Source organism: Aerococcus sp. UMB1112A, from assembly GCF_030230715.1.
Lineage (GTDB): Bacteria > Bacillota > Bacilli > Lactobacillales > Aerococcaceae > Aerococcus.
The window spans coordinates 96,104-107,368 of sequence record NZ_JASPDS010000007.1 but is presented as its reverse complement, the minus strand read 5'-3'; the positions used below and the strand labels follow the sequence as shown (position 1 = coordinate 107,368).

Here is an 11,265-nt window from a genome sequence, read left to right as displayed (position 1 = left end):
GAAGACTGAAAGTCTTCGGCGGATTTTGGTGAAGAGGAGCTATTTCTGCTAGCCTGAACCCGACTAGATGTGAATTATGGATAGTCGGCGTAAGCCGTTACTAGCCGTTTGAAGCTCGCTAGGTGAGGGACCATGGCCCGAACCGGTGCCATGGCTCTATAACGACCAAAAATTAAAGCGGAACGCATGCTCATTAGCACATTTTTTCAAAAAAGTATAGAATTTTCCACATTCTAGCCTACTTTTCCCCTATTTAAGCCTTTTCATTCCTTCTATAATTCAACTATAGAAGTTATGAGGAGGTTTTTCTTGTGTTTGAACAGGAATCCCGGGCCATTTTGGCTGCACTAGCCGGCTCGGACAACATTAAATACATCGAATTAGTGGATGAGGGGATTGAGTTGGAACTCAAAGACCTCTCCTTAGTGAAATTGGACCAATTGGCCAGCCTGGATGGCATCCAATCCCTGGACCTGGACGGCTACCAGCTGACCCTCCACATCCAGAACAACCGCCAGGAGATCTACGAGAAGGTCCTGGAAATGATGGATGGAGGGGAAGAAGCAGAAGCTAAGGAAGAGAAGAAGGAATCCGTCTTCAACAAGGCTATTAAGGCCATTACAGCTTCCTTGTCACCAGTTGTTCCAATCATGGCCGGGGCTGGCCTGGGCAAGGTCATTGTCCTGGTCCTCAACCTAACAGGGGTCCTGGCTGAGGACGATAGCTTGTACATCTTCCTCAAGTTTATCTTCGATACGTCCTACTACTTCCTGCCCGGCTATGTGGGCTTCTCGGCCGCCAAGGTCTTCGGGGCTAACCGCTACCTGGGCGCCTTCATGGGCTTGATGACCGTCCACCCTACCTGGGTTAAGATGATTGAAGCGGGGACGGACGTCAACTTCCTGGGCTTCCATATTCCCCTGATTGAGTATGACACGACCCTGGTTTCGGCCCTTCTGACGGTCTGGATGATGTCTTACATTGAGCGCTTCTTCCGTAAGTACATCCCTGACATGATCAAGGTCTTCGGCGTCCCACTGATGACCATGTTAGTCACGGCACCGCTGACCTTCCTTGTCTTCGGTCCGGTCGGCGACTGGGTGTCTCATGTGATTGCAGACGGTTCGGTTTGGCTCTATGACAACATTGGCTTCATCGCCATTCCCCTCCTGGCTGCTGCTTATCCTTGGTTGGTTTCCATCGGGGTCCACAAGTCGCTCAGCCCCATCTCTATCACCCTGGTGGCGGAACAAGGCTACGACCCCATTATCCGGGTGGTTGCCCTCTGCGCCAACATGTCCCAAGCCGCTGCTGGTCTCGCAATCGGTCTGCGGGCTAAGAACAAGGAATTGAAGTCCCTGGCCTTTTCAACCGGACTGACTGCCTTACTGGGTGGGACAACCGGTCCTGTCATGTACGGGGTTAATCTCCCACTGAAAAAACCGATGTACGCTTCCATGATCGGTGCCTGCGCTGGTGGGATCTTCGCTAGCTTGATGAAGATGAAGGCCTTTATCTATGTTACACCAGCCCTCTTGAGCCTGCCCATGTGGGTGTCTAAGGACCAGTCCTACTTGGTGGAAGCCATCATCACTATTTTGATTGTGACTGTTGTTACCATCGTGGCCCAGTTCCTGCTCGGCTTCGATGAATCGGATTATAAGGTCAAAGACTAAGCGAATCGGAACAGGAATTCTGTCTTAAAAGATGGAATTTCTGTTTTTATATTGTTATCAAATAGCGTTGGTGGGCATCCGTCTGCTTTAATTTTTGTTCTTTGGGGCTGAGTAAAGAAATCAAAGAGGACTTTTTTTCCTCCACCGGCATTGAGGTGAGAGGTAATACCAAATCACAAGCGCTACCGGCATTAGCACCGAAGAAGATGCCGTTTCCCTGAAACCAATGAAATTTAATTCGTGTTTTTTCTTTTAAATGGTCTATACTAGATAAGCAAGGAGGTGGGCTGATGGCTAAGACATTTCGGGAATCTTTGGAGCGAGATATGGTGCGGATTGGGACGCTCTTGGTGGTCCTGGTGTCGACAATTCTTGTTCTCGTCTTTATGGCCTATGCCTATATTGAACAGACGACCCAGCTGCGGCGGGATACGGCGAGAATCGAAGCGGCTTTTGCTGATGATTTGGCGGGAGTGGACCAGATTCTCCAAGAGATGTTAGGGGCGGAGGGGGCAGACCGCGACTTGGCCTACCGCTTCTACCGGACCCAGGCGGAAAAAGAGTTGGAGGGCCAGTTCTTCTTGTTCGATGGGAGCGGGCGAGAGGTCTTTAATACTGTAGCTGGCCAAAAGCTTCCGGAGACCTACCGCGAGCTCCTGGTCCAATCTAAGGAGGGGGCAGGCCGGCTAACCTACTTCGATGTGGCGGGCCAGCCTTACTTGATGGTCTACCGCCGCCAGCCTCATAAGATTGCCGTTTACCTGATCAAAGGAACAGACCTGGTCCAAACTAAGCACCCTTACGCGGCTTCTTATGTCCTCCGCAATCCCTATGGCCGGGTCCTGGCGACTGATCAGGCTGGCCTGGAGATAGACCCGAACAACAGCAGGCGTTTTGCCTTGGCCAACAACCAGCTCTATCTTAGCCAACAGATGCATCTACCCAGCGGCTTTCAGCTCCAGACTCAGATTCTCTTCCTGCCCATTCTTTCCCTCTTGGCTGTTTCTCTGGCGGGTCTCTTGCTTTTGATCCTACTGATGGTGGGCTTGACCAACCACTTCGCGGCTTACCTGGCCAAGCATAATAGCCGGGCCATTGACCGCTTGGTGGGCGAGACCCAGTTGATTTCCCAGGGGGACCAGGACCGCCTCCAGGGGGACTATGAGGCGGAATTTGCCTACCTGGCCCAGGCTATGAACCAGATGCTGGGGCGGATCCGCCAGCTTAACAATGAACAGATTGACTTGGAGCGGGACAAGCTGAATTATGAGCGCAAAATGCTAGAGGCTCAATTCAACCCCCACTTCCTCTACAATACCCTGGAGACCATCCGGATTACCAGCCAGTTCGACCCTCAAGTCTGCAGCCAGCTGATTCGGTCACTGACAACGATTCTCCGCTATTCCATGGGCGGCAAGATGGCGGATGCAGACCTGGCTGAGGATTTGCAGGTGATCGACCACTATCTCCAGGTGACCCAGGTCCGCTTTCCCCAGTTTTCTTATCGTATTAGCTGTCCGAAAGCCCTGGACCAGGTCCAGGTTCCCCGGCTCTTCCTGCTTTCGGCTATCGAGAATGCTATCAAGTATGGGCGGGACCAGCGGCCGGACTTGCGGATTGAGCTGACCGTGGGCTGCCAGGATGAGCGTCTCTTCTTTTGTCTGGCAGATAATGGGCCGGGCTTTAGCCAGGAAGCGCGTGAGCACTTAGCGGCAGACTTGGCCAACAACCGTGGCCAGCATGGCTTGATGAATTCGATCAAGCGCCTGCGCTATCTCTACCCTGAGGCCCAGCTAGAAGTTAAAGACTTGGACCAAGGAGCTTGTCTAATCTATTGGATAAGGAGGCCGGATCATGTACCGGATTGTGATTGTTGAAGATGAAGAATGGATTCGTAAGTGGCTTGTCTACGGGGTGGACTATGCCCAGCTGGGATCCGTGGTGGTCGGAGAGGCCTCCAATGGCCAGGAGGGGGCAGCCCTGATCCGCAATAGCCAGCCCGACTTAGTGCTGACCGACATCACCATGCCGGTCATGGGAGCCTTCGAGATGTTTGACGCGGTCGCTGACCAATCTTTTGAGAAAATTATTATCTCAGGCTACAATGACTTCGCCAATGCCAAGGAAGCCATCCGTTATGGGGTGGTGGACTTTGTGACTAAGCCTATCGACGAAGGGGAACTTTTGGCTTCTGTCCGGGCGGCCTTGGACCGGCTGCAGCCCGAAGCTGGAGGGGAAGGCCTAGCAGATGAACTCCTGGCTGGACTCGTCGCAGACAGTGATGCCCTCGTCCAGGAGGTCCTCGCTTATGTTCACGCCCATTTCAAGGAGAAATTGACCATGGCACGGATGGCCCACGCTCTGGGTTACAGCGAATCCTACCTCTACCGCAAGATCAAGGCCAGCCTGACCGTTAGTCTGAGCGACTATATCCAGCGCTACCGCATTGCTCAAGCCGTCCAGGTCTTAGAGGCCCATTCGGACATTCGGATTGCAGACCTGGCTACTGACCTGGGCTTCTCCGACTATAATTATTTTGACCAGGTCTTTAAGAAGTATGTGGGTATGACTCCCACTGCCTTTAGGAAGGGGATAGGGGATGAAAAGTAAGACTAAGATTGGGGTCGGATTGGCTATAGGCCTGGCGCTTATCTTGCTTCTGTCTCTCTTTTGGCGGCCAGAAAAACTAGAAGCAGAGCCTGCTGATCTTGTGATTTACACACCTAATTCGGAGGGCGTCCTGGCGACCCTGGTCCCAGCCTTCGAACAAGCCTATGGGGTCCGGGTTGACCTGGTCCAAGATTCGACGGGCAAGCTGTTTGACCGGCTCAAGTCAGGAGAGGGAGAGCCCAAGCCGGACCTAGTCTTCGGTGGGGCGACGCTCTGGTACGAAGCCAACCGGGATTATTTTATTCCCTATGCGGCCAAGGGAGCTGAGGCCCTGCCTAGCATCTACCGGTCCCAGGACCAGACCTACACCCCCTATGCCATGGAAGGGACGGTAATTCTAGCCAACCGCCAGTTAACCCAGGGACTGACCATCCATTCCTATGAAGACCTGCTTCATCCTGCCCTTAAAGGAAAGTTCGGTCTAGCAGACCCCCGCCTTTCGTCAAGCGGCTTCTCCCAGCTTGTGACGATTCTTTTGGCCAAGGGGGGCTACCAGTCGGATGCGGCCTGGGCCTATGTGCGTCGGCTCTACTCTAGCCAGGAAGCCCAGATCTATAAGGAGTCCTCGGAGGTCAACCAGGACCTGGTCCAAGGCCAAATCGCGGTCGGCTTATCAACAGAGGCCGTAGCCCAACAACTGATTGCCGATGGGGCCGACCTGGAATTAATCTACCCCGAGGAAGGCACTCTATACCTGCCAGCTGGAGTCGGAATCGCCAAGGGGACTAAGCATCTGAACTTGGCCCAGGACTTTGTCGACTACCTGCTCTCAGACACGGTCCAGAACACCCTGGCCGAAACCCTCTACCAGCGGCCCATTCTGCCCGACCAAGGCCAGGCTTCCGACCTCCGCGATTGGCAGACTATCAACCACCTGTCCGACGAAAGCTGGGATATCCTCGACCACCAAGAGCAAATTCGAGGACGTTTTGAAAATAGGGTGTGAGCAAGAGCGCTTAGCTTTGGATGCTTGGAGTAAGTTGGAATAAGGGCAAGCTATACTTGCACGTTTCCAACTTGCGAAAGCACTCCAAAGCTGCTCTTGCGAACCCGACTAGATAGGGTGTGAGCAAGAGCGTTTAGACTTGGATGACTGGAGCAAGTCAGAATAAGAGCGAAGCATTCGCTTGTTTCAAGAAAGTTCGACCCTGCCTGTCAAGCTTGATGTAAGCCTTTCCAGCATATGCCTTGACTTTGTTAGGGGGGCTGGCTATAATATAGGCAGTTGAATATCTATCTTCAGGGCAGGGTGCAAGTCCCTACCGGTGGTAAAGCCCACGAGCCGCAAGGTTGATTTGGTGAGATTCCAAAGCCGACAGTATAGTCTGGATGAAAGAAGATCGAAAGAAGAAATTAGCGCTTTTGAATGCTCTGAAATGATAATGATCGTTTCAGAGTATTTTTTTATTAGCCAAATTAAATCTTTTCTTTGTAATGTCTTGGATAGCTCTATTCAAGGCATTATTTTTTTGGAGGTGTTTCGATGCGAGATGAAGAATGGATGCAGCAAGCTCTAGACCTGGCTGAAAAGGGTCGGGGCTGGGTTAATCCGAATCCCTTAGTGGGGGCCGTGATCGTTAAGGAGGGCCGGGTCTTAGGTCAGGGCTACCACACGGCTTACGGCAAGCCCCATGCGGAGAGGGAAGCCTTGGCTGCCTGCACAGAAGATCCAGAGGGGGCAACGCTTTATGTGAATTTGGAACCTTGTTGCCACTATGGGAAGACCCCGCCTTGTACGGAAGCTGTGATTGAAAGTGGGATCCAGCGGGTAGTTGTCGGAGCCCTAGACCCCCATGACAAGGTTGCAGGTAAGGGGGTCCAAGCCCTCAAGGAAGCGGGTCTGGAAGTTAAAGTTGGCGTCCTAGAAAAAGAATGCCAGCACTTAAACCGGGTCTTTGAGAAATTTATCGTCAGCCACAAGCCCTATGTGGTGGCCAAGTACGCTATGACCCTGGATGGTAAGATTGCCACACGGACGGGGGCTTCGCGCTGGGTGACGGGGCCGGAAGCCCGCCAGCGTGTCCACCAGACCCGCCATGCGCTTTCAGCGATCATGGTGGGGGTCAATACCATCCAGGCTGATGATTCCCTCCTGACTTGCCGGCTGGATGGGGGCAAGGACCCGGTCCGGATTATCTGCGATTCAGAGCTCAGAACGCCCTTAGACAGTCAAGTCGTCCAGACCGCTGACCAAGTACCTACCTACCTGGCAACGACCTGCCGGGATGCCGACCGACAAGCCCCTTACCGGGAAGCGGGCTGTGGCATCATCGAATTGGGGCGTCGCCAGGGTCACTTAGACCTGGCCGAATTGATGACCCAGCTCGGGAAGATGGACCTGGATAGCGTCCTCTTAGAAGCAGGGGGCACACTGACCTGGTCAGCCTTGGCGCTGGGCTTAGTGGATGAAGTCCATTCTTATATCGCTCCTAAGCTATTCGGTGGCCAGGCCATGTCGCCGGTCGCTGGCCAAGGTGTTGAGACGCCGGACCAGGCCATCCAGCTGGAAACCTTTGCCTGGTCCCGAGTCGGTAAAGATTATTTGATAGAAAGTAAGGTGGTGAGTGGATGTTTACCGGATTAATTGAAGAAGTGGGGAAGATCAAGGCCATCAAGAAGTCTTCCCGGGCCTGCGTGGTCCAAATTGGGGCCGCCAAGGTTTTGGAGGAAATTCAAGTAGGGGATAGTGTGGCGGTCAATGGCATCTGCCTGACCGTGACCGATTTCGACCGCTCTTCTTTCACGGTTGACGTGATGCCCCAGACCTGGCAGATGACCGCCCTGGCCCAGCTCGAGCGCGGGTCTAGCGTCAACCTGGAACGGGCCATGGCAGCTTCGGACCGTTTTGGTGGCCACTTTGTTTCGGGCCATATTGATGGTAAGGCCCAGGTTCAAGCCATCCGTCCCCAGGGCAATGCGGTGGTCTATGATTTTAGGGCAGGCAAAGCCCTCTTGGACGATATGGTCAACCAGGGCAGTGTGGCCATTGATGGGATCAGCCTGACCCTGGTCCAAGTCGACCAAGGGGGCTTCCGGGTGTCGGTCATTCCCCACACCCTGGACCAGACCAACCTGCCACAGAAGAAGGTCGGCGACTGGGTCAATATTGAGACCGATATGATTGGCAAATATGTGAAACGTTTTATGGCTAAGGCAGAATCTTCTGACCTGACCGAGCCATACTTGCGCGAGCAAGGATTCTAGGAGGAGGACAAGGATGTTTAAAGAACGTGTGGAAAAGGCATTAGCTGCCCTTAAAGCAGGCAAGCTGGTGCTTGTCATGGACGATGAGGACCGTGAAAACGAGGGGGACTTGATCTGTGCTGCCGAATTTGCGACCACAGACAATGTCAACTTCATGGCTAGCCAGGCAAAGGGCTTGATCTGCATGCCGATGAGCGAGGATATCGCCCAAAAACTCGACTTTCAGCCCATGGTGGCCCACAATACCGACAACCACCAGACAGCCTTCACGGTTTCTATCGACCATGTGGCTACGACGACAGGGATTTCAGCCGAAGAGCGGGGCTTGACAGCTCGCCGAGTCGTGGCTGGGGAGGCCCGTCCTAAAGACTTCCGCCGGCCGGGTCATATGTTTCCCTTGGTGGCCAAAGCGGGTGGGGTCCTGGAACGCAATGGCCATACGGAAGCGACGGTTGACCTGATGCGCCTGGCTGGCTTAGAGGCTTGTGGGCTCTGCTGTGAAATTATGGCAGACAATGGTCAGATGATGCGCGGCCCAGAACTCAAAGCTTTTGCGGCAGCCCATAACCTGACCTTCCTAACCATTCAAGACCTCCAGGCCTACCGCAAGCGCTATGACCAGCTCTTGGACCGGGAGGCGGATGTGGCCCTGCCGACCCGCTATGGAGACTTCCGCCTGGTCTGCTTCGTTGACCGCCTGACCGGCCAAGAGCACTTGGCCCTGACCATGGGCGACTTGGACCAGGCTGAAGACGTCATCTGCCGCCTGCATTCGGAATGCCTGACTGGGGATGTCTTCGGGTCCGAGCGCTGTGACTGCGGGGCCCAGCTCGACCAGGCTCTGGCTCAGATTAGTCAGACGGGGCGGGGCGTTCTTCTCTATATGCGCCAGGAAGGCCGGGGGATTGGCTTAGTCAACAAACTCAAGGCCTACCACCTGCAAGAGGAAGGTCTGGATACTCTGGAAGCCAACCTCGCCCTGGGCCAGCCTGCTGATGCCCGGGAATACTATCTTGGGGCCCAGATGCTTCGGGCCTTGGGCGTTCAATCGGTTCGCCTGCTGACCAACAATCCTGACAAGGTCCAAGAACTCGAAGCCAATGGTATGCCGGTTAGCCAGCGCCTGCCTCTGGAAATTCCAGCCAATGCCCATGATGCCAACTACCTATTGACCAAGAAGATTAAGATGGGACACTTATTAGACTTAAAGGAGGACAAGTAAAATGACGACATTTGAAGGAAACTTATATACTGATGACATGAAAGTGGGGATTGTTGTTTCCCGCTTCAATGATTTCATCACTTCGAAACTCTTAGGAGGTGCGGTGGACAGCCTCAAGCGCGAAGGGGTAGCGGAAGAGGCCATCGATGTGGCCTGGGTACCCGGCGCTTTTGAAATTCCTTTGCTGGCTAAGAAAATGGCTGAGACGGGCCGCTATGACGCCATTATTTGCCTGGGTGCTGTGATCCGCGGGGCGACTTCCCACTATGATTATGTCTGTGCTGAGGTCTCCAAGGGTATCTCCCAGGTCTCCATGGCGACGGGCCTCCCTGTCCTCTTCGGTGTTATCACGACCGATACCATCGAACAAGCCATCGAGCGGGCTGGGTCCAAGGCAGGTAACAAGGGTTCTGAGTGTGCTCAAGCAGCTATCGAAATGGTCAATGTTATCCGCGCCGTGGAAGGGCCATCTGATAAAGCTTAATCGTCAATTTTTTAATTCAAAGAGAAGTAGCCGGGAACCAGTGCGGCTACTTTTTTGTTTTAGGAGGCTTGGACACTGAATAATTGCCTGGAATGTGTTACTCTTATTGTGAGAATAATCACGAAAGAGGGGAAGCAAAATGACTGATCAAGAATTGCGTTACCAGCCGGGGACCTACCAGGTGGAAGCAGCTGGACATAACAGCGCCTTGCCTATGGAGGTTGAAATCTCGGAAGACCGGATTGAACGGATCGAAGTTGATTCCAGTTCGGAGAGTAAGGGGATTGCCAATCCGGTGTTCGTCAAGGTGCCGGCTGACATTATCGAAGGCCAGACCTTGAATGTGGATGCGGTCTCAGGAGCGACAGTCTCTAGCCAGGGGATTATTGACGGGGTAGCGGAGGCCGTACGCCAGGCGGGGGCTGATCCTGATATTCTGAGAGCCCGGCCCAAGGTCCAACACCAGGCGGCAGAAGCCCTGGAAGAAACGACAGATGTCCTCGTGGTTGGGGGCGGGGGTGCTGGTTTGGCTGCCGCAGCTGCTGCTATCCAAGAGGGTAAGCAGGTCATTGTCCTGGATAAGTTCCCAGCTATTGGGGGCAATACTGTGCGGACAGGTGGCCCTATGAATGCAGCTGATCCAGATTGGCAAAATCAGTTTGCTGCTTTGCCAGGTGAAGGGCACACGCTAGAAGAGATCGCAGCCACGCCAGAATCAGAGATTGATGACGAATACTTAGAAGACTTCCGTGAACTCCGCCAACAAATCCAGACTTACCTCGAAAGCAGTGAAGAGGACGAGACCTATCTCTTTGACTCCGTCCTCCTCCACCGCATCCAAACCTATTTGGGTGGCAAACGTGCAGACTTATCTGGCAACCGAGTTTACGGTAACTATGACTTGGTTAAGACCTTGACAGACAATGTTTTGGACAGTGTGAACTGGTTAACTGAACTTGGTGTCGACTTCGACCGCGACCATGTTGACATGCCAGTGGGGGCTATGTGGCGGCGGGGTCACAAGCCACGTTCCGATGAAGGCTATGCCTATGTCCACACCCTTGAGAGCTTTATCGAAAAAGAGGGGGGCAGCATTTATACGGAAGCTGATGTGACTGAGCTGATCCAAGACGACCGAGGCCAAGTCATCGGCGCAAAAGGGACCTACCAAGGCGCGCCCATGCGGATTGAAGCCCAGGCTGTCGTTTTAGCTACGGGTGGCTTTGGGGCCAATACCCCCATGCTCCAAGAGTATAATACTTACTGGGAACGGATTGATGATGACGTCAAGACCTCCAACTCACCTGCCATTACGGGTGACGGCATCCGCCTTGGTCAAGCAGTCGGCGCTGACCTAGTGGACATGGGGATGATCCAAATGCTCCCAACTTGTGACCCAGAGAAAGGGGCCCTTTTCACAGGTCTCCAAGTTCCGCCAGCTAACTTCCTCATGGTTAACCAGGAAGGCCAGCGCTTCGTCAATGAATTCGGCACGCGGGACGAAATTTCGGCCGCAGCGATCGCTAATGGCGGCCTCTTCTACCTGATTGCGGATGAACCCATCAAGGCCACGGCCTATAACACCAGCCAGGAGAAGATCGACCAGCAAGTCGCTGAGGGGACCCTCTACAAGGCTGAAACGGTCGCAGATTTAGCTCGGCAGATTGATATGGATCCTGAGCAATTGGAAGAGACTGTGAAAAAATATAACTCTTATGTGGAAGCTGGAGAAGACCCTGATTTCAACAAGGGAGCTTTTGATCTTAAAGTAGAGGAAGCCCCCTTCTATGCAACGCCGCGCAAGCCGGCCATCCACCATACCATGGGCGGCCTGCGGATTGATACCCAAGCCCAAGTCCTCGATGCAGATGGCCAAGCTATCCCAGGTCTCTATGCGGCAGGTGAAGTAGCAGGCGGTATCCACGCAGGCAACCGCTTAGGCGGCAACTCCCTAGCCGATATCTTCACCTTCGGACGGATCGCCGGCAAAGAAGCCAGTCAGTCCTAAA

Annotated in this window: 8 protein-coding genes, 1 pseudogene and 1 riboswitch; all 9 genes and pseudogenes read left to right on the top strand. The window is 53.7% G+C overall.

The window, feature by feature from the left end; genetic code table 11:
• Window positions 1–542 precede the first annotated feature (542 nt).
• A pseudogene (locus tag QP860_RS05760) lies at window positions 543–1,652 on the top strand (PTS sugar transporter subunit IIC); the annotation flags it as partial.
• Between the two features lie 314 nt (window positions 1,653–1,966).
• Window positions 1,967–3,553, top strand: coding sequence for a sensor histidine kinase (locus tag QP860_RS05755; RefSeq protein WP_284912336.1), 1,587 nt, complete (start codon window positions 1,967–1,969; stop codon window positions 3,551–3,553).
• Complete coding sequence (locus QP860_RS05750) at window positions 3,531–4,286, top strand: response regulator transcription factor (protein WP_284912335.1); 756 nt, start codon at window positions 3,531–3,533, stop codon at window positions 4,284–4,286. Before QP860_RS05755 ends, QP860_RS05750 begins: the two co-directional genes overlap by 23 nt.
• Window positions 4,276–5,292: an extracellular solute-binding protein gene (locus tag QP860_RS05745; protein WP_070616683.1), complete on the top strand. Its 1,017-nt coding sequence runs from the start codon at window positions 4,276–4,278 to the stop codon at window positions 5,290–5,292. Before QP860_RS05750 ends, QP860_RS05745 begins: the two co-directional genes overlap by 11 nt.
• A 285-nt stretch (window positions 5,293–5,577) precedes the next feature.
• A riboswitch (FMN riboswitch) is annotated at window positions 5,578–5,691 on the top strand.
• A gap of 138 nt (window positions 5,692–5,829) precedes the next feature.
• Complete coding sequence (gene ribD / locus QP860_RS05740) at window positions 5,830–6,930, top strand: bifunctional diaminohydroxyphosphoribosylaminopyrimidine deaminase/5-amino-6-(5-phosphoribosylamino)uracil reductase RibD (protein ID WP_070616685.1); 1,101 nt, start codon at window positions 5,830–5,832, stop codon at window positions 6,928–6,930.
• Window positions 6,915–7,550: a riboflavin synthase gene (ribE, locus tag QP860_RS05735; protein WP_070616687.1), complete on the top strand. Its 636-nt coding sequence runs from the start codon at window positions 6,915–6,917 to the stop codon at window positions 7,548–7,550. Before ribD ends, ribE begins: the two co-directional genes overlap by 16 nt.
• A 13-nt stretch (window positions 7,551–7,563) precedes the next feature.
• A complete protein-coding gene (locus QP860_RS05730) occupies window positions 7,564–8,772 on the top strand; it encodes a bifunctional 3,4-dihydroxy-2-butanone-4-phosphate synthase/GTP cyclohydrolase II (protein WP_070616688.1) in 1,209 nt (402 codons plus the stop codon).
• A gap of 1 nt (window position 8,773) precedes the next feature.
• Entirely contained in the window at window positions 8,774–9,256 is a 483-nt protein-coding gene (ribH, locus tag QP860_RS05725; protein WP_070616690.1) for a 6,7-dimethyl-8-ribityllumazine synthase, read from the top strand.
• 139 nt (window positions 9,257–9,395) lie between these two features.
• Window positions 9,396–11,264, top strand: a complete 1,869-nt coding sequence (locus QP860_RS05720; RefSeq protein ID WP_284912334.1) for a flavocytochrome c — start codon at window positions 9,396–9,398, stop codon at window positions 11,262–11,264.
• Window position 11,265: the final 1 nt, after the last annotated feature.

Bases quoted from the DNA above. Each gene is read 5' to 3' on its own strand.
- ribD (WP_070616685.1), top strand. From the start codon at position 5,830: ATGCGAGATGAAGAATGGATGCAGCAAGCTCTAGACCTGGCTGAAAAG.
- ribE (WP_070616687.1), top strand. From the start codon at position 6,915: ATGTTTACCGGATTAATTGAAGAAGTGGGGAAGATCAAGGCCATCAAG.
- QP860_RS05720 (WP_284912334.1), top strand. From the start codon at position 9,396: ATGACTGATCAAGAATTGCGTTACCAGCCGGGGACCTACCAGGTGGAA.
- QP860_RS05755 (WP_284912336.1), top strand. From the start codon at position 1,967: ATGGCTAAGACATTTCGGGAATCTTTGGAGCGAGATATGGTGCGGATT.
- ribH (WP_070616690.1), top strand. From the start codon at position 8,774: ATGACGACATTTGAAGGAAACTTATATACTGATGACATGAAAGTGGGG.
- QP860_RS05750 (WP_284912335.1), top strand. From the start codon at position 3,531: ATGTACCGGATTGTGATTGTTGAAGATGAAGAATGGATTCGTAAGTGG.
- QP860_RS05730 (WP_070616688.1), top strand. From the start codon at position 7,564: ATGTTTAAAGAACGTGTGGAAAAGGCATTAGCTGCCCTTAAAGCAGGC.
- QP860_RS05745 (WP_070616683.1), top strand. From the start codon at position 4,276: ATGAAAAGTAAGACTAAGATTGGGGTCGGATTGGCTATAGGCCTGGCG.